The sequence below is a fragment of the Flavobacterium chryseum genome (assembly GCF_004362015.1).
Taxonomy (GTDB): domain Bacteria; phylum Bacteroidota; class Bacteroidia; order Flavobacteriales; family Flavobacteriaceae; genus Flavobacterium.
In genome coordinates this window covers 51,632-72,402 of the sequence record NZ_SNWW01000009.1, presented here as the reverse complement: position 1 = coordinate 72,402, position 20,771 = coordinate 51,632, and the positions used below count along the sequence as shown (strand labels likewise).

27 protein-coding genes are annotated in these 20,771 nt (G+C 32.2%); 3 read left to right on the top strand and 24 right to left on the bottom strand.

Annotated elements, in window-relative coordinates:
* The first annotated feature begins 83 nt into the window (after positions 1-83).
* Positions 84-437, top strand: coding sequence for a winged helix-turn-helix transcriptional regulator (locus EV143_RS17030; RefSeq protein WP_133509147.1), 354 nt, complete (start codon positions 84-86; stop codon positions 435-437).
* Positions 438-464: 27 nt separating this feature from the next.
* Here EV143_RS17030 and EV143_RS17025 read toward each other — a convergent pair whose 3' ends face one another.
* The 5 genes from EV143_RS17025 to EV143_RS17005 form a co-directional block, all read right to left on the bottom strand.
* Positions 465-1,163 (bottom strand): hypothetical protein, encoded by a 699-nt coding sequence (locus EV143_RS17025; RefSeq protein WP_133509146.1) that lies wholly within the window; start codon positions 1,161-1,163, stop codon positions 465-467.
* Between the two features lie 222 nt (positions 1,164-1,385).
* Positions 1,386-2,123, bottom strand: coding sequence for an SDR family NAD(P)-dependent oxidoreductase (locus tag EV143_RS17020; RefSeq protein ID WP_133509145.1), 738 nt, complete (start codon positions 2,121-2,123; stop codon positions 1,386-1,388).
* 80 nt (positions 2,124-2,203) lie between these two features.
* Positions 2,204-2,770, bottom strand: coding sequence for a Crp/Fnr family transcriptional regulator (locus EV143_RS17015; protein ID WP_133509144.1), 567 nt, complete (start codon positions 2,768-2,770; stop codon positions 2,204-2,206).
* Positions 2,771-2,831: 61 nt separating this feature from the next.
* Complete coding sequence (locus EV143_RS17010) at positions 2,832-4,220, bottom strand: glycine-rich domain-containing protein (RefSeq protein WP_133509143.1); 1,389 nt, start codon at positions 4,218-4,220, stop codon at positions 2,832-2,834.
* A gap of 91 nt (positions 4,221-4,311) precedes the next feature.
* Entirely contained in the window at positions 4,312-4,767 is a 456-nt protein-coding gene (locus EV143_RS17005) for a GNAT family N-acetyltransferase (protein WP_133509142.1), read from the bottom strand.
* Positions 4,768-4,923: 156 nt separating this feature from the next.
* Here EV143_RS17005 and EV143_RS17000 point away from each other — a divergent pair, with 156 nt between their 5' ends.
* Positions 4,924-5,358, top strand: coding sequence for a PepSY-like domain-containing protein (locus tag EV143_RS17000; protein WP_133509141.1), 435 nt, complete (start codon positions 4,924-4,926; stop codon positions 5,356-5,358).
* A 65-nt stretch (positions 5,359-5,423) separates the two neighbouring features.
* On the opposite strand, the gene EV143_RS16995 is transcribed toward EV143_RS17000, so the two are convergent.
* The 18 genes from EV143_RS16995 to EV143_RS16910 all read right to left on the bottom strand — a co-directional run bounded on the left by EV143_RS16995 (position 5,424) and on the right by EV143_RS16910 (position 17,255).
* Positions 5,424-5,990 (bottom strand): DUF4256 domain-containing protein, encoded by a 567-nt coding sequence (locus EV143_RS16995; RefSeq protein ID WP_133509140.1) that lies wholly within the window; start codon positions 5,988-5,990, stop codon positions 5,424-5,426.
* Between the two features lie 23 nt (positions 5,991-6,013).
* Positions 6,014-6,679 carry a DNA alkylation repair protein gene (locus EV143_RS16990; RefSeq protein WP_133509139.1) on the bottom strand — a complete coding sequence of 222 codons (666 nt, stop codon included), beginning with the start codon at positions 6,677-6,679 and terminating at the stop codon, positions 6,014-6,016.
* Between the two features lie 73 nt (positions 6,680-6,752).
* Positions 6,753-7,130: a DoxX family protein gene (locus EV143_RS16985; protein ID WP_133509138.1), complete on the bottom strand. Its 378-nt coding sequence runs from the start codon at positions 7,128-7,130 to the stop codon at positions 6,753-6,755.
* A gap of 6 nt (positions 7,131-7,136) precedes the next feature.
* Complete coding sequence (locus EV143_RS16980) at positions 7,137-7,604, bottom strand: SRPBCC domain-containing protein (RefSeq protein WP_133509137.1); 468 nt, start codon at positions 7,602-7,604, stop codon at positions 7,137-7,139.
* A 6-nt stretch (positions 7,605-7,610) separates the two neighbouring features.
* Entirely contained in the window at positions 7,611-7,934 is a 324-nt protein-coding gene (locus EV143_RS16975; protein ID WP_133509136.1) for an ArsR/SmtB family transcription factor, read from the bottom strand.
* A gap of 120 nt (positions 7,935-8,054) precedes the next feature.
* Positions 8,055-9,209: a Gfo/Idh/MocA family protein gene (locus tag EV143_RS16970; protein ID WP_133509134.1), complete on the bottom strand. Its 1,155-nt coding sequence runs from the start codon at positions 9,207-9,209 to the stop codon at positions 8,055-8,057.
* A gap of 89 nt (positions 9,210-9,298) precedes the next feature.
* On the bottom strand, positions 9,299-9,880 hold the full coding sequence (locus EV143_RS16965; RefSeq protein WP_133509133.1) for a YdeI/OmpD-associated family protein: 582 nt from the start codon (positions 9,878-9,880) through the stop codon (positions 9,299-9,301).
* A gap of 10 nt (positions 9,881-9,890) precedes the next feature.
* Complete coding sequence (locus tag EV143_RS16960; RefSeq protein ID WP_133509132.1) at positions 9,891-10,304, bottom strand: DUF1761 domain-containing protein; 414 nt, start codon at positions 10,302-10,304, stop codon at positions 9,891-9,893.
* Between the two features lie 84 nt (positions 10,305-10,388).
* Positions 10,389-10,817, bottom strand: a complete 429-nt coding sequence (locus EV143_RS16955; RefSeq protein ID WP_133509131.1) for a GNAT family N-acetyltransferase — start codon at positions 10,815-10,817, stop codon at positions 10,389-10,391.
* Positions 10,818-11,063: 246 nt separating this feature from the next.
* Positions 11,064-11,426, bottom strand: a complete 363-nt coding sequence (locus EV143_RS16950) for a hypothetical protein (protein WP_133509130.1) — start codon at positions 11,424-11,426, stop codon at positions 11,064-11,066.
* A gap of 176 nt (positions 11,427-11,602) precedes the next feature.
* A complete protein-coding gene (locus EV143_RS16945; RefSeq protein WP_133509129.1) occupies positions 11,603-12,535 on the bottom strand; it encodes a transglutaminase in 933 nt (310 codons plus the stop codon).
* A gap of 18 nt (positions 12,536-12,553) precedes the next feature.
* On the bottom strand, positions 12,554-13,405 hold the full coding sequence (locus EV143_RS16940; protein WP_133509128.1) for a substrate-binding domain-containing protein: 852 nt from the start codon (positions 13,403-13,405) through the stop codon (positions 12,554-12,556).
* 59 nt (positions 13,406-13,464) lie between these two features.
* A complete protein-coding gene (locus tag EV143_RS16935; protein ID WP_133509127.1) occupies positions 13,465-13,938 on the bottom strand; it encodes a DUF4265 domain-containing protein in 474 nt (157 codons plus the stop codon).
* Positions 13,938-14,330 carry a VOC family protein gene (locus EV143_RS16930; protein WP_133509126.1) on the bottom strand — a complete coding sequence of 131 codons (393 nt, stop codon included), beginning with the start codon at positions 14,328-14,330 and terminating at the stop codon, positions 13,938-13,940. The genes EV143_RS16935 and EV143_RS16930 overlap by 1 nt, the downstream gene beginning before the upstream one ends.
* 3 nt (positions 14,331-14,333) lie before the next feature.
* Positions 14,334-14,774 carry a DinB family protein gene (locus EV143_RS16925; RefSeq protein WP_133509125.1) on the bottom strand — a complete coding sequence of 147 codons (441 nt, stop codon included), beginning with the start codon at positions 14,772-14,774 and terminating at the stop codon, positions 14,334-14,336.
* Entirely contained in the window at positions 14,774-15,646 is an 873-nt protein-coding gene (locus tag EV143_RS16920) for a nucleoside phosphorylase (protein ID WP_133509124.1), read from the bottom strand. The genes EV143_RS16925 and EV143_RS16920 overlap by 1 nt, the downstream gene beginning before the upstream one ends.
* A 210-nt stretch (positions 15,647-15,856) precedes the next feature.
* Positions 15,857-16,189, bottom strand: coding sequence for a translation initiation factor (locus tag EV143_RS16915; RefSeq protein ID WP_133509123.1), 333 nt, complete (start codon positions 16,187-16,189; stop codon positions 15,857-15,859).
* 115 nt (positions 16,190-16,304) lie between these two features.
* Complete coding sequence (locus EV143_RS16910; RefSeq protein ID WP_133509122.1) at positions 16,305-17,255, bottom strand: isopenicillin N synthase family dioxygenase; 951 nt, start codon at positions 17,253-17,255, stop codon at positions 16,305-16,307.
* A 368-nt stretch (positions 17,256-17,623) separates the two neighbouring features.
* On the opposite strand from EV143_RS16910, the gene EV143_RS16905 reads away from it, so the two are divergent.
* Positions 17,624-19,600 carry an alpha-ketoacid dehydrogenase subunit alpha/beta gene (locus EV143_RS16905; RefSeq protein ID WP_133509241.1) on the top strand — a complete coding sequence of 659 codons (1,977 nt, stop codon included), beginning with the start codon at positions 17,624-17,626 and terminating at the stop codon, positions 19,598-19,600.
* A gap of 165 nt (positions 19,601-19,765) precedes the next feature.
* Here EV143_RS16905 and EV143_RS16900 read toward each other — a convergent pair whose 3' ends face one another.
* On the bottom strand, positions 19,766-20,737 hold the full coding sequence (locus tag EV143_RS16900; RefSeq protein WP_133509121.1) for a quinone oxidoreductase family protein: 972 nt from the start codon (positions 20,735-20,737) through the stop codon (positions 19,766-19,768).
* Positions 20,738-20,771 lie beyond the last annotated feature (34 nt).

Below are 20,771 nucleotides of genomic sequence, written 5' to 3'. Positions count from 1 at the left end.
GATGCAAATTTAGAACGGATTAATTTATTTTAGTAACTTTGTAACCAAAAGTAACAGTAACCTTGAAGTAACAAAGTAACATTATGGAATGTAAACCACTTGAAAAAGAACTACATAAAAAGGAAATGATGGCAGTCCAGGACTCAATGGACGTGCTAAGTGGCAAATGGAAAATTTCTATTATATCTTCGATTTGTTATTATAATAAAAGAAGATTTTCTGATATTTTGAATGATGTAGTAGGCATTTCAAATAAAATGCTGAGTAAGGAATTGAAGGAATTGGAAATAAATAAACTGATTAAAAGATCGGTTTTGGAAACGCAGCCGATAACTGTGCAATATACACTGACAGATCATGGAAAAACCCTTCAGACTATAATTAATAACCTGACAGATTGGGGAAAAGAACACCGTAAAAAGATTATTGAAGATTAAAATTATAATACTTCTTTCTGTTTATATTTATGGGAAATAGCTTAAATCATCTCTGTAAATCATTGTTTCAGATTGAACTGAAGAAATCACTTTATCATTCATTTTTGATTCAATTTTAGAAATTTCATCCATTATATTTTCGGATGCAGCATATTCTTCCCAATTAGAAAAACCTAACAGGATAATAAATTCATTCAAATTTCCACCATCTGCTATTTTGAAAGTATTTACGGTTTTAATATTTTTAGATTTATAAAAATTTTGAAGCTCTTCAAATACAATTTTTGTTTTACTGCTATTTGCGAACTTAATTGTGAGCATTTTAGTTAATTTAAATTTACTCGAATAAAGATCTTGCGTACTTAATTCCTTTAGATGCATGACTTTAAAGACAGTTTGAACATCTGCATACGGAAAAACATTAATTTTATTATCTGCCATATCATCAGAAGGATTAACAGGTTTGTCAAAATCTGACCATTTTAAATTAAAAGTCGCATCAACAAATTGTCCATATCTCTCGCCGGAAATAATAAACCAGCCATACCAACTCCAGGAATCGCCATTTGTTTTATGCCAGTTCAAATGTTGTTTGTAACCGTTTTCAAAATTTTTGGTTTGTCCTTCTTTTGGTTTCCATATTGCAAATTGCCCAATATTTTTAGTTTGTCCAAAAATAAAAATTGAAAACAATAAGAAGAAGCAGGTAATTTTAGTTTTTTTCATGTGTTTATCTCTTTAAGCTTTCCAAAGTTTAATTTTATTTTCCTCAATATCATTGGTATGAAGAACTAAATTTGTAGTATACCAGTTTATTGCTTCTTTTACAAATTTAATCTTTTTTATAAACCTTTTTCAGATCATTTTGATAAACTCTTTTAATTGGCACAAAACAAAACCTCTGAAATCAGCTGATTCAGAGGTTTTTAAATTTTAGGTTTTCTAATTTTACCAAGGACTCACTTCAGTTCCATCCTCAATATCATTACTAAAGAATTTCCCGGTTGGCGCATTTTCATCTGTAAAAGTATGTTTAATGATAAATGATGCTGCACTTTCTACTGTTCCGGGACCACTATGATGGTTAAAGTCTGTTGCTGTATAACCCGGATCAATTGCGTTTACTTTGAAAGGCAAATCTTTAAGTTCATATGCTAGAAGAATAGTAAAAGCATTTAAGGCTGTTTTTGATGGTAAATAACTCGCTAATTTAACATTGTAATATTTCCAGTTAGGATCGCTGTGCAAAGTTTGAGAAGCCAGGCCTGAAGTGATATTACTTATTCGTGGACTTTCAGACTTTTTAAGCAATTCTAAAAATGTTTGTGTAACTTTTATAACACCAAAATAATTGGTATCAAATACTTCCTGAATATCTTCTATAGAAGTCGTTAAAGCACTTTCAGGAAATCCTTTACTTATTCCGGCGTTGTTAATCAAAATATCTAATTTTCCCTGTTCGCTTTCTACAATGTTTTTTGCGGCCAGAATTGAAGCTTCATTTGTAACATCAATTTCGATAGCTTTGATGTTTTGGAAGCCATTTTCGTTTAACTCTTTTACAACGGCATTTCCTTTTTCGAGATTACGGCTTCCTAAATAAACAAATAATCCTTTTTCTGAAAGTTGTTTGGCTGTTTCTAAACCAATGCTTCTATTTGCTCCTGTAATTAATACTGATTTCATTTTTTATAGTTTTAAATTATTGAAGCAAAGTTCCTTACTTTAAAAATAGAATCATTTGTCATTTGGCAAAAAGCGAATTATTAAATGTTTTTTCTGATTCTGCTTAAAGAAGATTGTGTAATACCCAAATAAGAAGCCACAAACGAAAGCGGAACACGATTTACGATATTAGGATAAATTTCGAGAAATTTTAAATAACGATCTTTGGCATCTTCTGTAACCAACGGGCTTCGTCTCTCTACTTTTTGGCGTAATGCATGCGAAACCAATTTATATACAATAGCTTCCCATCCAACGATGATATTAAAAAGTTCTGTCCAGTCTTTTTTAGAAAAAACCAGGATTTTAGTATCCACAACAGCTTGTACGTAAGCCGTTGAAGCAATTTGATTGTCAAAACTTTCTAAATCGACTACCAGATTATTTTCGTCAATAAAGTATTTGGTTATTTCTTCGCCTTTGTTACTGTAATAACAAACCCGGACAATGCCATCTAAAACAAAACCAACTTGTTGCGCTATTTTTCCGGCTTCAGAAAAATATTCGTCTTTTTTAATTTCTATTACAGTTGCTTTCTTAGAAATCAAATCGATTTGCTGCTGGTTTAAATTGCCAAACTGCAGTATATAGTCTATAAATTGTTTCATACCGCAAGATAAGTAAAGTTATTTTTTGATGATTTGTCATTTGGCAAAAAGTGATCTTGTTTTATTTAATCTCCACCACAACCTCGCAGGAACTCCCGCAAGAACTGCCACAAGAGCTTCCGCATGAACTTCCACCAGAGCCACAGCTGCTGTTTGAACTGCCATTAGAACTTCCAAAGTTACTTGTATTTGTTGTGGCAATTAACGGCATAAAAGAATTAACCAACACCATATTTCCAAATAAAAAATAATTTAATTCCCAGTCTTTTTCAACTGCAGTGTTGTTTTTTTGCTCTTTAAAAGATTGAGGTATGGTTTTTTGAAATAAGTGTTTTATTACCCGATTGAAATAATAATCACAGATTACGATTAAAAATATCATAGCAAATACTAAAAAAGTAACCGGTTTGTCTCTGGTAATTCCCGAAATAAGCCTGCTAAAACCTACGCTTAACAATAATCCTAAAACAACCATTACGACTATTATAACTGATATAAATTGTTTTGAATTGCTTATTGTTTCCTTTATTCGGTTTACCGATTTTTGTATCTGATCATATACAGGAATTCTTCTTATTGTGTGGTATAATTGAAAATAGGGCATAGGCTGATAGGCCTTCATCATTTCAAGAACACAGTTTTCATATTGATTTTCAGTGTAATTTTCGTCAATTATTTCTAATTTATTATTTCCAACAACCTTAATTTTTTTATTACTTATAAGATTGTTTACAACGCCATGAACCACAAACTCCATTTTGTCTTGCTCAAGGAAAACCAACTCAAACGGACTTAGATTTGATAAAATTGAATTCGACTTGATTTTATAATAAAATGCTTGAAAACTAAATCGGATATATAATTCTACCAAACCAATTACAATAGCAAATACAATGAAATACCCAGTTAAAAAGTCCGGATTGTCAATTTCTATTAATATGGGTTTGATTACGAAATAAATTGGAAAAATTGAAAGAAAAAATAAAACTAAAAATATTTTCTTTAATGTTGAAATTTTAGTTGTGCTTTCAGTCAGATTAAGAGAGTCTAATTCGTTCGTATAATTCCAAATTTCATCAGGCTGATTTCCAAAATTTATTTCATAAAGTTCTTTGGTTCTTTCTTTAGCTTTATGAAATTTCTCAAAGTCAGATCTATTATGTGTCGACGGAATATGTTCTATTCTTTTACCTAATAAAGTGCAAAAATCAGAGTAAGAATTGGTAAAAATTAAATGTTGATGCCAAACAATATCAACAGATTCTGACGGTGAAACCATTTCATCTGAAGTTGCTGCCAAATACATGAATTTTTTGTATTCGAGAATAGCCATTTTAGTAAAAAATGACGTCCAACTATTTTCAAATGCTAATCTTGTCGAAAATCCGTATTGATCATTCGGATTGTCTAATTCAAAATTTAAAACCTTTTCCCAAAGTGCTGTATTCATTAAAATTGCTTTATTTCTTTTATTAATTGATTTGGTTCTTTCAACAATTTTGAATGGTTAAATTATTCATTTATAAATTATAGTACTTTAATTAGATATTAATTTTTAATTCCATAATTGGTAAAAATCTGTTTTTAATGGAAGATTCCAGTTGTCCAATTTTTATAAAACCAAATTTAGAATAAAACATTTCGGCATTGGGTTCTGAGTGAAGAATCACTTTTTTGAAGTTTGTATTCTTTAAACGATTAAGGAAATCATTCATTAAAAATTGTCCAATTCCTTTTCCTATATATTCGGGTAAAACAAAAAGATTGTCAAGTTTTACAGTTTCTTCATCTTCATTGAAAAATGAATAATAAGCAACAATTTGATTATCAACGCTTAATTTATATACTGATTTGGTTTCAATATACTTTTTTGTAACCGTTAATGAATCTGACCAAACTTCAATTTGTTCTTCAGAATATCCCCAATAAGCTTTTGACTTTTTGGTGATTATTGTCAAAATTTCGTGATTGTTTGGAATTGCTTTTTCGAGAATCATTCGATAAATTATTCATTTTAATTTCAATCGAAAATAGCGTTTTAAATGGAATTATGTAAATAAAATTCAGTCCTAAAAACTAAAGGTTTCTTAAATTGATTGTGATTCAATATTTTTCGTATTAAATTAGCTACAATAATCATTAAATATGAAATCATGAAAACGAAAATAATTTTTGCCTTATCATTACTGAGTTTTGTAATATCGGCCAGCGCTCAAAAGAAAATCCAATTTACAGAACTGCCAAAAACTTCGCAGGATTTTATACAGAAGCATTTTAATCACACCACCGTTGACATTGTCAAAAAAGATGCTGAACATGGTGAAAAAGGTTACGAAGTCATATTAAAAGATGGTACCGAAGTAGAATTTTGGAAAGATGGTTCATACCGAGAAGTCGATGGAGACAACAAACCAATTCCGACTGATTTTATTCCAAAAGAAATTAAAGATTATGTTGCAAAGCATTACCCAAATGAAAAAATTACTCACATCGATTATGGTCACAAAGATCTTGACGTTGATTTAACAAACAAAATTGACCTGGAATTTACCAAAGAGGGGAAATTTATAAAAGGCGATAAAGATTAAAGAACATAAAAACAATTAAAAATAAAAAAGACTTCATTATTGCTATGAAGTCTTTTTTATTTTATTTAAACTCTTAAAGAACCACGAAATCCTCTCGCAGCATAATACGATTCAGCTCCGTTATGATATACAAAAATGGTGTTGTAACGGAAATCTGCAAAAATAGCGCCTCCAAGTTTCCTAATCTCAGATGGCGTTGCAATCCAGCTTGACGTTTTGGTGTCGAATTTTCCAAGTTTTTGCAATTCGCGGTATTCTTCTTCATTCAAAATTGAAATTCCCATTTCATCGGCCATATTTACAGCACTGTCGTTTGGTTTGTTTTCTTTTCTTTTTTCTAGTGCTTCATGATCGTAACAACAACTTCTTCGGCCTTTTGGGCTTTCTGCTGCACAATCATAAAAAATATATTCGCTTGTTTTTTTATCAAAACCAACAACATCAGGTTCACCTTCCGTTCTTTCCATTTCGTCCAGCGACCATAATTTTTCTGGATTTACTTCCAGTTTTGTTTGTATTGCGTTCCAGTCAAGACCTTTATGGCGGTTCATATTTTTCTCAAAACGAGCTTGCAATACTTTAAATAATGCAGCAGCTTGTTCTGTCGATAATTCTTTTTTAATGCTTTTCATCTTTGTTTATTTTATTTATTAAGCTAACCCTGTCTTCGAACTATTTCATTAATCCAAATAGGAGCGAAGGGTGAAGTACAGCCTTTTGAAGTTGGATAATCTTTATAAATTCCCAATTTTTCTCCAATTGCAATGGCGCGTTCCCGATATTCAGAAAAATGAATTCCGATGTTGGCTAAAGTTGAATTCATTGTCCATTGAACTTCCGGTGCCGCTTTTGGCATTTCAGTTTCAATTGTATTAAGTAAAGCCGGAATATCAAGTACTTCCGGATTTCTGGCAACACATCCGCTTGTCAGGCTCCATGCGGCTCGAATAGCCATTGTGTTAGAGGATTTCATCCATTCGTTTCTTAAAATTTCTTTATTTGCATTCACTTTTATAACATTTGTATACAGCCAATCTGCAACGTGCGGAAACTTTTCAGACATTACTAATTTCGTTAGTTCTTCTGTAGATATTTTTTTCGGATCAAGAAGTAAAACAGCTAAAAATCGGGCATCAACATTTTCTGTTTCCCAAAGTTCTAAGGCTAATTCATGATTCGTTTTTATTTTCTTTGCCAACGCACGAATATCTCCCATTTTAACACCAAACTGATTTTCGCCTGCGCCATATTTAGCATTATGCGCACGCATTTTTTCGTTGCCCAATTTTTCAAGATGGCTAAGTATTTCTTTTGAATCCATACGTGAGATGATTTAATGTAACATCAAATATACTAATCGTTTAATTGTTATTCAGAAAATAATATTTCTAAAACTAAGCTGAAATAACTTTTCTTTCTGCAGGTCTAAAATACCAGAATACTACAACTAAAACAAGTAACAATGTTGGTCCGAAAAATTCTTTAGCGCTATCGTCACAAGCCAAATGAGAAAAAATAGCTCCGGACATTGCAAAAAAGAAACCAGCATAAGTCCATTCTTTTAATAACGGAAATTTCGGGATAAGAATTGCCATAACGCCCAGAATTTTCCAAACTCCAATTATGGTTAAAAAATAGGCAGGATAACCCAAATGTGCCATCATATCCACTTCTTCCTTCATTTTTATTACTTGTACGATTCCGGTCGATAACATTCCTAAAGCAAGCCATAAAGTAGCAACCCAATAAATAATTTTATTTCTCTTTGTCATGATGTATTATTTTGATTTGTTTAAAATTTCTTGTAGCCTGTTATGTGCCATATTTAAACCTTGTGCAAAAGGTAATTTCAGCATTTGGTCTCTGAGTTCAACACTTTTATAAACGATTTGCATAACGAGTTTACTTGTGTTATCGCTCATTTTTTGAAATTCTAAAAACTCCAGCTGAACGGCAAAAGGAGAATTTTCCATTTCAAATGTTCGCGTTATCTTTTCATTCAGATTAAATTCATGAATTGTTCCGTTAGCTTTAAAAACAACATTTCCGTTAGGATCTGAAGTTTCAAATTGATAACCACCGTGTTTTTTGTTTTCAAGCTTAATAACTTTTGTTCCCATCCATTGTGCTACAATTTCGGCTTCGGTATAAGCTTTAAAAAGCAAGTCTAAAGGCAAATCAAATTCTCTTGTTATTACAATTTCCTGCTTGTTATCTTCAGCTTTTATTTGTGTTTTTAATTCCATAATCCGTTATTTTTTAGGTTGGTAGTTTTTCATTATTGCTTCTAACGAATTAAATCGGTCATCCCACATTTTGCGGAATGGCTCAATAAAATCAGCTATTTCTTTTATTTTTTGAGGATTTAATTGATAGTAAATTTCTCTACCTGTTTGCGTTTGATAGAGTAGTTCACATTCATTAAGTATTTGAATGTGTTTTGAAATTGTTTGCCTCGACGAATCAAAATTTTCAGCGATAGTACCAGGTGTCATCGCTTGTATTGCCACCAAACTTAAAATTGCCCTGCGGGTAGGGTCGGCTATTGCCTGAAAAACATCTCTACGAATTTCCATTGTGCAGTTATTTGACTGCAAATATAATGCAGTTATTTGACTGCGCAAAATTTTATAGGAAAATATTTAGTTAAATTTAAAAAAAGATTACATGCCTGATTTTTTTTGGCAATTAAAATCTTATTTTATTTCAACTTTTTTTCCCGTTTCTGCCGATTTGTAAATTGCATTAATTATCCTGATATCTTTTATTCCTTCTTCGCCGGTAATATGGTTGGGTAATTTTTTATTTTCTGCTAATACTTTACAAATTTCATCCAATTGTGTTTTCTGTTGATTGATTACAGGAAAATTTAATTCTTTTTCCGATGTTTTCCCAACAAAGGGCCCGTAACTAAGCGCAGGACTTAATTCAAAGAAGCCTTCATCTGCAGCAGCATAAAATCTGTCAATATTAAAACCGCAAGAAGTATTGCAATTGGCAACCGCACCACTCGGAAATTCCATTTGCCAGCTAATGCTTTCTTCTGTTTCAGAAAATCTGTCTTTGTCATTTATAGTTCCAAATTGAGCTGTAACCGCAATTGGTTCTTCTCCAAGAACATAACGAGCACTTTGAATGCAATAAATTCCGAGATCCATTAATGGTCCGCCACCCGATAAAGCTTTAGTCAGTCGCCATTCGTTACGGTCTTTTTTATCCACTTTAACCTTACTAGTTGTATCGTAGGTTTTATAACCCAGTGAAGCTTCAATAAAACGAACTTGCCCGAAAACTTTATTTTGTCCTAATCGTTTCAATTCTAAATGATAAGGCTCATAATGCAAACGATAACCAATAGCCAGCTGCACATTTGCATCGTTGCAGGCTTTTATCATTTCTTCGCAATCTTTTACAGAAACCGCCATTGGCTTTTCAGTGATTACATGTTTACCGGCTTTTGCAGCACGAATAGTAAATTCCTTATGCAAACCATTTGGTACAACAACATAGACCAGATCTATATTTTTGTTGTGTATAATTTCATCAAAATTTTGATAGTTGTAAATGTTTTTCTCCGGAATATTATATTGAGTTTTCCATTTTTTAGCTTTTGATAGTGTTCCTGTAACAATTCCTGCAAGTGTGCAATAATCTGATTTTTCAATTCCGGACGCTAGCATTTCAGCATAATATCCGAGGCCGCAAAGTGCAATGTTTATTTTTTTTCCGGTATAAGGTTGTTGCTCAATCTCTGATGGAACTAAAAAGGAGGGAAGCGTTGTCATTACAACCGAAGCGCCAACACCAACGCCAAATTTGTTTACAAACGAACGTCTTGAAATTTTTTGCATAAGATTACTTTTAAGTTAAACACTAACTTATTAGTAACCAGTCTCTAAAAAATGTTACAAAAACTATATGTATTGTTTTACAAATGAAATTATCTAAACTGTTTTGGTTTCAGTTTTTGTGCAGCAAGTTCTGCTATTTCATTAATTCGGTTTTGTCTTGTTTCCGGACGTTTAGCCATAACGAGCCATTGCAGAATGCTTTTTCTGGCAGATTTACTCAAACTTAAAAAATAAGCTGCAGCGCCCGGTTTTGCTTCAAATCCTTTCTCGAGATCTTCAGGAATAAGTAATTCTTCAACATCATCTAAAATTGTCCATGAACCATTTTGTTTTGCTTTTTCAATGCTATCAAAACCTGCTTTCATCATCAATCCGTCAGCGATTAACCGTTCTACTTTTGCTTTGTTGATTTTTGACCAAACGCTATTTGGTTTTCGTTTTCCAAAAAATTGTATAAACTTATCATTGTCAATCGATTTTCGAACACTGTCGATCCAGCCAAAACAAAGCGCTTCATCAACAGCGTCACTCCAGGTTATTGTTGGAATGTTAGCTTGTTTTTTATAACAAAGAAGCCAAACAGATTGTTTTGAGTGATGGTTTTCTTGCAACCATTCTCTCCAATCCGTTTGGCTAGTCGGACAAAAAGTTTCTATTTCATTTTGTTCCATTATTTATGTTTTATTTCATCGCAATTATGATCGAATTTACAATCAAAATTCCCACTAAATGATAACTTCCACTAATAATTCCGTACAAAATTGGTCTTGGAATATTTGGATTAATTGCAATGTTTACTGTATTTGCAACTAAAAATCCGATACCAATAAATAGTGAAAACTCAAAACCATCTTTTAAAGAAGATACATTTAAAGCGTAAACTAAAACGGCACTTGCAATTGTAATTATCAGCGAACATAGGGCGGGTCCGACTATAAAAATAGGCTTATTTTCTAAAATTTCTTTTTCTCCTCCTAAGGATTTTTTATACGATTTACTAAATAATAAAGTAAACCAAAGAGCTCCGAGTAAAAAATAGGCTACGAATGCAAGCAAAACACTAATCCAATTTAAATTTGGTAATTGATTAATCATAAAATTAATTTTTAAAAGTTTATACTGCAAAGCTAAATTGGCCGTATGACAACTGTTTGTCAGCAGTAAAAACAAATCTTAATTTTATTTCTTTAATTCATATAAAATATATTCACCATGATTAGAAACGCCCTTTTCTTTTTCAACAAATCCTTTGCTTTCATAAAATTTGACTGCGTTAGTATTTTTTGCCAAACATTTTAAAGTAATCGGAGAATTCATGACTTTGATTGCCTCATCTAAGAGTTTTGTGCCGATATTTTTGCCTTGGTATTTTTCGTCAATATATAAATGATGGATAAAATTACCGGACATCCACAACGAAATAAAACCAACAACTTTATCATTAAAAAGAGCAACTAAAATAAATTCGCCTTGAGTATCACGTTCAAAATCAGTTAGATTGTAATCTTTAATATCTTCTAGCCAATAAAAGGTTTTCCTGCGACTTTCCAGATAAATTCTTTGTAAATCCTGAATATGATCTTTTCTCTTTTCAACTATTTGAAGCATCTTGAATTTGATATTTATTTTAAAGATAACAATTTGAATATAATTATCTCAATAGGCACAACATATACGAAATATGTTTTCTAATATGTTGAAGAATTCTTAAAAAGTAGATGTCAAAAAATAAGCTTTGTCAAAGTTTTAAACCTTGGCAAAGCTTATGCGTATACTAGTTTCATTTTGAGGAACGAAAAATTACATAACGAATTCATGGTTTGTTGATTTCTCCTCAGTCAAAATGAAAAATTATTATATTTTTTTAAGCGTTAATTTCATTTCTTTACTATCTAATATCAGTTCATCATCTGTTATCGTACTTTCACAAGGATATGGGGTTCCGGTTTCATCTTTAATTACTAAACTTTTTCCTCCTTTTGTTAAGGCATACGTTCCATCAGTTATTTCGTTCTGCAAATATCCCGTTACGTGTCCGTCTTCTGTAAACGTTAGGGTTCCGTTAGTTAAGATTGCATTTTTTGCAGAATCCGAAAGTGGAAGTTTGGCTTCAACAGCAGTGATTTTCCAGGAATTTACCAGTTTTCCTCGTTTTTGACATGAAATTAATACAAACAAAAATGCAATTCCAAAGATAAATAATTTAGATTTTTTCATGGTTTTGTGATTAAGGTTAGACCACAGAAAATTACAAAAATATTTTTAATTAAGAATCTAAAAATCAAATATTTAGAAGAAAATATTTATAAAACACAGCGCTAAGCCAATAAAATAAGAAGATTTAAGGAAAAATGTAAACTATCAGAACCTTAGTAACTTAGCCTCTAAGAGCCTTAATTAAGCGTCAACGCTCCCAAAATCTCTTCATACATAAAGGGTCCGCCCGGATATTTGGCTGTATAATCAAGATTTAACCAAACCTGACCGCGTTCATCAATGTGATAATGCAGTTTTTGCCTGTAACTTTCTTTTGCAAAAAGCACATTCTTTATTAAGTAATTGACCTTTTCTAAGTCTATTAAAGAGCCAATTAGTATTTCAGGATAAATGTGTCCTTTTGTATGAATAAGTCGCGGAGTTCCGCCAATAGAACGAATTGCGGCGGCCATTAAAATAGAATGATCGTCGCAATCGCCAGAAAAATATTCTAATGATTCACTTGCAGTGGCAATATAATCGCCTTCTTTAGGATCGTTGACATAATTCCATCGACTGTTAATTTCTTTAAAAACCGCAAAACATTGTATTGTAGTTCTATAATCAGAGTAGCCTTTTATGCCTTTAAAATGCTTTGTTGTCGCCATAATGGCAAAGTTTCGAACCTTAGGATTCTCGTATTCAATGGCGCTTAGAATTAATGATTTATTTGGAAACGGAAGTAATTTTGCCACGATAATATCCTGAGGAAACGGATTGTCTGACATGGTGTAAATCATCGAATTATAATCTTCAGAAATTTCATTGAAACCGTAATTTCCAATAACAGATCCGTATACTAAAATCAACAAATACACAGCAATACAAACAATTATGATCGTTCGCAAATACATTAAAAGAAAAAATATTGCTGCAAAAACAAAGATGAAAATAAAAACACGGTCTAAATTAAAAGGCCATTCTAAGTCGATTAAATTTTGATGCAGTATGATAAAAACCGGAATTGTTATCAAAAGACTCAACAGCGAAATAATAATTCTATCCCAGGGTGATTTCACCTGTAATTTGGATTTTAATTGCGGAAAGTCAATTTTAGGAATTTTTATCATAAGAATCAAAAGCAGAATTTACAGTGCTTTTACTGTTTCTACAAAAGTACTTTTTTTATCAATAATTCCCAGATCAAATAATTGATTTTGAATTTTATCAAATGCTTTTTCACTTAGATGTTTTTGCGACCATTGCGTTAATTTCAGCCATTCCTGAATATCTTCAAGTTTTTGATTAAAAAGCTCTGCTAAAGTTTTATCAATGTTCGGAATTAGAGCAAAATCATGCGTTGTTTTATTGATGACTTCGAGAATTTTTTCAATTACTTTCGGATTTTTTTTCAAAAACTCATCACGAACCGTAATGACAAAAGAAGGCCATGGAGTAGGGCAGTCGCCAACTCTTCTAAAAACACCCTGATCTACAAGAGGTTTTGTCATAAAATGTTCCCACATAAAATAATCTGCAGTTCCGTTGGTTAAGGCTTCAACAGCGCCATCGATGGTATTTACAATCTCAAATTCTAAATCGTCAGTTTTCCAATTTTGTTCGTTGGCATTTACATAAGCCATTAATTGAGAACCTGATCCAAGTCTTGAAATCGCAACTTTTTTATTTTGAAGATCTTTAATAGTTTGAAAATTCGATTTTGTAGCCACGTGAATTCCCCAGATTAAAGGAGATTGTACATAAATCTGAACAATTTTACTTGGGTTTCCGGCAATAATATCTTTTACAATTCCTTCGGTCAAAATTACAGCAATATCAGCCTCTCCGTCACGAAGCATCTGGCACATTTTTCCTGTACCTTCAGGTATATTTTTCCATTGTAAATCTATGTTTTCAGCTTCAAATTCACCATTTTCGATCGATATACGCCATGGCAAATTGAAGTGTTCGGGAACACCAACAATTTTTACAGTTTTCATTAGGTTTAAGTTTAAGTTTGTTTGGTATGCGTATTCTAAGTTTGTTTGTTGTTTATATTTTAATTTTTTAATAAATCAGTTCTGTGTTTTTCAGATAGGCAAGGTTCTGCAAATTCAATTACAGAAAGCGTTTCATATTCTGTTAATAAACTTTTTACAATCGAATAATCAACTTCTTTTACCACTTCAACAGCAAATAGAGTGTCATTTAATCCTTCTGATAAACAGTTAATTGCTTTTAATTTTTCTATGATAATTTCCTTATCAAAACCTTTTTCTAAAATTACAACCTGCAGAATCGAATTTCCAAAACTTTCTATTGTTTCTCTGTAAACGAGCGTTTGTTCTTTTTCATCAAATTCTGCATAGAAAATATCATCTGTGGCAATTAAAGGCCCGAAAAACGGAATATTATCTAATTTGAAATATCCTTTTTCCAGATCAATAATTTCTCCCCACATGGTTTCTACAACCGTATCTTCTAACAAATCGCTATAATATCTAAATAGGATTTTTTTGTGTGTTTCTGCCATTATTCAATTTCGCTAATTACCGCTTTTAGTGGTGAAACAACAATTCGATAACCGTCAGGATCCTGAAACATTTTTCCGTTTTCATTCCAAAAAGGATTAGTTGCAGTTATGATTGAAATGTTGTTTCGTAAAAGTTTATTTATTAATTCATTATAATCTAAAATTGTTTTGGGATAAAGCACGATAACATCATCTTCATCAAACGTATGATTGGCTTTTGTTTCAGATTGCGTAAATTCAAAATGCCAGTCTAAACCTGATTTTCCAATAAAAACGCCATCATAATTATTGTGATTTTGAAAACGGCCTAAACATTCAAAATCCAAAATATTAATATAAAAATCTTCAATTTTTTCTATATTATCGGTATGTCTGGCAACTCTTAAAAACATAGTCTAAGCTTTTAATTGATTAATGTGATGTTCTAAATGTTCTACATAATCAGTCATTAGAAACTTTAAATCAACTACAGACTGATCGCTTAAAACAATTTTATAATTTAAAACTCCTTCATCAACAGATTTCATAATTCTGACAATTTGTTTATTTAATGAAAACAATAATGTTGTCAACTCAACAATATCCATTGTTTGGTACTGATTCAAATTCACCAAATCCATTTGACTGTAAGGTCTGTGCTGATAAGGCTTTTCAACATAATTTATTTCTGTAAAACGAACTAAATTATGAATTGCAGAATCTATTAAATGTCCCAAAATTTCTTTTTTTGACCATTTCCCCGGAATTTTAGCTTCTAAAACTTCAGTATTTAATGTCGGAAAATAATTGACATTTTCATTTAGTAATTTTTCAAATTTAAAAATGGCATCTTGCATTATTTACTATTTGAAAGTTTATTTAATGTATATGTAATTAACTCATCAACCGCTTTATATGGATCTTCGCTAAAAGTTCCCGAAGCACGATTGGCAATAATTGCATTTAATGATAATGCGTTATGACCTAAAAGTGCAGAAAGTCCGTAAATAGCAGCCGTTTCCATCTCTAAGTTAGTAATTCTTTCGCCATTAAAATTAAAATTATCCATTTTATTGTTTAATTCTTCATCCTGGATATTCAAACGCAAAACACGCCCTTGCGGACCGTAAAATCCTCCGGCAGTGGCTGTAATTCCCTTAAATATTTTATCAGATTCAATTATTTTTTCTAATTTTTCTGAACAAGGAATTGCATACGGCCTTCCTTTTCGAATATCCCAATTGGTATGTACGATAAAAGCATCTTCAAGAGCATCTTGCGAAACTTCATCTATTAAATAGGAGCGAAGCATATTGTCTAATCCCAGACCAAATTTAGACATTACAAAACTATCCACAGGAATATCTTTTTGCAAAGAACCCGAAGTTCCAATTCTAATGATATTTAGTGAAGTTAAATTTTCTTTTGGCTCACGTGTTTTTAAATCGATATTCACCAAAGCATCTAGTTCATTTACAACAATATCAATATTATCAGGTCCGATTCCGGTTGACATTACTGTGATACGTTTTCCTTTATAAATTCCGGTTTGGGTTTTAAATTCTCTTTTTTGAGTAGAAAATTCAATAGAATCAAAAAACTGAGTAATTTTTTCTACTCGGTTTTGGTCTCCAACAAAAATTATATCGTTGGCAATATGTTCAGGAAGAAGATTTAAGTGGTAAACACTTCCGTCTGGATTAAGTATTAATTCTGAGTTTTGTATCATTTTTTTTTAGGTTCTAAGGTTCTGAGTTGCTAAGGTTTGAAAATAAATTCCAATTTTTTAAATTCCAAATTCTAATCTTGATTTACAAAGCTTTGCGAACTTTGAATTTTTTATTAAAACTTCTAACTATAATTCTTTGCGAACTTTGCGGTTAAATTTTATAGTTAATGGGTAGACAATCTAAATTCTTAAATCAGAAATCTAAAATTATCATCCGCCAACTCTTTTGGTTTTAAATCCTTTTTCTTTTAAAATAGCCATAATTTTATCCCGATAATCGCCTTGAATGATGATTGCATCGTCTTTAAAAGTTCCGCCAACGCTTAATTTTGTTTTAATTTCTTTGGCAAGAATTTTAAAATCTTCATCGCTTCCTTCGTAACCTTCAATTATGGTGGTTGCTTTTCCTTTTCGTTTTTCGAATTTGCAAATCATCGGTTCTTTTTGAACATAAAGTACATGCTCTTCTTCCTGAACTTCTTCAGGTTCATTTGATTCGACGTGATCCGGAAACAAATTTTTTAATTGATCTTGTAAATCCATAAATTGTTCATTCTAAAAAAATAAATTCCAAGCAATAAGGCTATTAAAAATTAAATTCCAAATTCCAATGAAAGTTTGGAATTTGGAATTTTAATATTAGAATTTATTTAAGTTTTTACTTTTTTATTAAACCTAAATCTACCAAACGTTCGTATAAATAATCGCCCGCCGTAATGTCTTCAAATTTCTTAGGATTTTCAGCATCAATACAGTTTTCTAAACAATCCAGACGCATATCGCTTACGGGGTGCATAAAAAACGGAACAGAATAGCGAGAGGTTCCCCATAATTCTCTTGGCGGATTTACCACCTGGTGAATTGTAGATTTTAGTTTGTTATTAGTATGTCTTGACAACATATCGCCCACATTTATAACTAATTCATCGTCTGCAGCAATAGCATCAATCCATTCTCCATCATGATTTTGAACTTGTAATCCTTTCCCTTGCGCTCCCATTAAAAGCGTGATCAGGTTAATATCTCCGTGAGCAGCTGCACGAATTGCATTTTCAGGCTCAGAAGTAATTGGTGGATAATGAATTGGTCTTAAAATTGAGTTTCCTTCTTTAGCATACTGATCAAAATAAAACTCATCTAAACCTAAATGCAAAGCCAAAGCTCGTAACACATAAACACCTGTTTTTTCAAGCATTTGATACGCTTCTTTACCAACAGCATTAAAATGCGGTAACTCTTTTACTTCAACATTTTCCGGATATTCTGAAGCGTATTTTGAATCTTTGTCAACATACTGCCCAAAATGCCAGAACTCTTTTAAATCTCCCTCTTTGCGTCCTTTAGCATGTTCTTTTCCAAAAGAAACATAACCTCTTTGACCGCCAATTCCGGGAATTTCATAATTATGCTTGGTTTCTACTGGCAAAGCGAAAAATTTTCGAATTTCGCTATAAAGCTCGCCTACCAACTGATCATCTAAGAAATGACCTTTTAGGGCTACGAAGCCAATGTTTTCAAATGCACTGCCGATTTCATTTACAAATTTTTGTTTACGTTCCGGGTTGTCCGAAAGGAAATCACGTAAGTCTACACTAGGAATGTTTTGCATACTTTACATTTTTTATTTAAAAGAAGAATTTAAAATCCTTACAATAACAAAGGTAGAGAATATTTTAGTTTTGAATTTTAAATTTTACCATAAAATTTATTTTTTAATACACTTTTTAACCTAAATTCCAGAGCTTAATTTTTAAATATTGTAAAATAAAAACTTAATAATTTGTAAATAAAATAATACAAATTTTATTTTGAGACAAAAATTTACTGTTATCTTTGGCCTGTGTTTTTACAAAATAAAAAAGGTAAGATTATTTTTTTATTTTTATTAAGGCTAACAAAAGCAACTTAAAATTATTTAACAAATAATGTTAAAATTGTTATATTTTTATATATTTGAAAACAATAAATCAAACTCAAATGATCTTTTACAGACAAGACTTAACCAATACTGAATTACTGGACTTATACAAGAAAATCTTAAAACCTCGTTTGATCGAAGAAAAGATGTTAATTCTGATTCGGCAGGGTAAAGTTTCGAAATGGTTTTCAGGAATAGGGCAGGAAGCCATTGCTGTTGGTATTACTGCTGCTCTGGAAGAGTCAGAATATGTATTGCCAATGCACCGCAATCTTGGTGTTTTTACCACAAGAAATATCCCTTTGCACCGACTTTTTTCGCAATGGCAGGGAAAAGCAAATGGTTTTACAAAAGGAAGAGACCGCAGTTTTCATTTTGGAACTCAGGAATATAATATTGTTGGAATGATTTCGCATTTGGGTCCGCAATTAGGAATCGCTGATGGAATTGCTTTGGCAAATAAACTTCAAAAAAATAAAAAAGTAACAGCCGTTTTTACTGGTGAAGGCGCGACAAGCGAAGGAGATTTTCATGAAGCGCTGAATATTGCTGCTGTTTGGAAATTGCCTGTAATGTTTGTCATTGAAAATAATGGCTACGGACTTTCTACACCAACAAATGAACAATATTTATGCGAAAACCTTGCAGACAAAGGCATCGGCTACGGCATTGAAAGTCATATAATTGATGGAAATAATATTCTCGAAGTCTATCATAAAATAAAAAAGCTAAAAGCTGAAATGCAGGAAGACCCACATCCTGTTTTATTAGAGTTTAAAACCTTCAGAATGCGTGGTCACGAAGAAGCCAGCGGTATCAAATATGTACCTGAAGACACGATGAAAATGTGGGCTACAAAAGATCCTGTTGATAATTACAGAATGTTTTTATTAGATCAGGGTGTTCTTTCAGAAGATCAGGATGCTGTTTTACGAGCTGAAATCAAACAAGAAATAGACGAACATTTAGCAATTGCAAATGATGAACCTGAAATTGTTCCTACTTATAGTGGAGAATTAGACGATGTTTACAAACCTTTTCAATATGAAAAAGTTACACCATCGACAGAAACTAAAAATATTCGTTTTATAGATGCAATTAAAACGAGTTTAGAGCAATCTATGCAGCTTCACAAAAACCTTGTTATTATGGGTCAGGATATTGCAGAATATGGCGGTGCTTTTAAAATTACAGAAGGTTTCGTTGAATTTTTCGGAAAAGACCGCGTTCGCAATACACCTATTTGCGAAAGCGCAGTTGTTTCGACCGCAATGGGATTATCGATTAATGGTTACAAAGCCATTGTCGAAATGCAGTTTGCTGATTTTGTGTCTACAGGATTTAATCCGATCGTGAATTTATTAGCTAAATCGCATTATCGTTGGGGCGAAAAAGCCGATGTTGTTGTTCGAATGCCTTGCGGAGGTGGCACTCAGGCAGGACCATTTCATTCACAAACAAATGAAGCATGGTTTACTAAAACGCCAGGTTTAAAAGTTGTTTATCCGGCTTTTCCGTATGATGCAAAAGGATTATTAAATACTTCGATTAACGATCCAAATCCAGTTTTGTTTTTTGAACACAAACAATTGTACAGAAGTGTTTATCAGGACGTTCCAACAGATTATTATACCATTCCGTTAGGGAAAGCAGCTTTGATAAAAGAAGGAAAAAAAGTTACCATTATTGCTTTCGGTGCGCCTGTACACTGGGCTTTAGAAACATTAGCTCAAAATCCTGAAATAGAAGCAGATTTAATAGATTTGAGAACTTTACAGCCTTTGGATACTGAAACCATTTTTGCTTCGGTTAAGAAAACAGGAAAAGTTATTATTTATCAGGAAGATACTTTGTTTGGCGGAATTGCAAGCGATATTTCGGCTTTAATTATGGAAGAATGTTTTGAATATCTTGATGCTCCCGTAAAAAGGGTAGCTAGTTTAGATTCTCCAATTCCGTTTACAAAAGCGCTGGAAGATCAGTTTTTATCAAAAAATCGTTTTGAGGAGGTTCTAAAAGAATTATTAGAATATTAAACTGGTATAAATATTATTTAAACACATAGAAACATAGATTAAAACTTTAAAAAGAGGCGTTTCACTTGTATTAACACACATAGCTATGTGTGAGAAACTGGTTTCTTTTTACAATCTTTTTTCTTTGCATATAAAACCTATGTCTCTATGTGTTTAAAAAAATCATCACATTGTCACAACTAAACGCTTACCGTCAGAAACTTCAGCATTCCACATTTTTTCAATATCCGATAAAGGAACTTCTTCAATATTAACCTTCAGTTTGTTTTGAGCGGCTAAGAGAAACATTTCCGGAAGTATTTCTGAAAATAATAATTTCACTTCTTCTTTAGTCCAGCTTCCTAAACCTGAACCTGATAGCTGCAGATTAACGCTTCTTAAAATCCCGGATGATAATTGAATGTTTTCACTAGCCATCGAACCAATAGTAACAAATCGTAAGCGATTTGTAAAAGAACCATTTCCTTTTAAAGCGCTTAAAATCAATTCTGCCGGATGTCCCCACAAATAATCTAAAACAATATCGATTGGAGTTTCCTTATGAATCGCCTGAATTTGTTTTAAAATAGTTTCATCATCTTGTTTTAGCGAAATAATTTCATCAGCGCCCAATTTTAAAAGTTCCTGAAGCGTGTTTTCATTTCGTCCTGTTACAATAATTTTCTTTGCGCCATAATGTTTCGCAATCTGAATCGCCATTTGACCTGTAAAACCGGTGGCTCCGTTTATTAAAACCGTTTCTCCGGGTTGTATTCCGGCTCTAAATTTTAGCGCCATTGCAGAACCTGCAACTGCATTTGGCATCGCTGCGGCTGTTGCGTTGCTAATTCCGTCAGGTAATAATACCATTCTGTTTTTTTCTACAACCGCTTTTTCTGCAATTGTTCCGCTGATGCCGCGGCCGTAAACCCTTGTTCCGTCTTCTAATAAACCAACGCCGTCGCTGCCCACAACAAATCCGTTTTGGTTTTCATTTTCAGATGAATAATGTTTTCCGCTGGCTTTTCCTTTGTCCAGATTTGTAATCGCAACTGCTTTGACCGAAATTAAAACTTCGTTTTCGTTTTGAACAATTGGTGCCGGAAATTCGGCATATTTTGGCATTTCGCCTTTTGTGTAAATTACTGCTGCTTTCATAATTATTAAATTTTATGAAGCAAAATTAGACCGC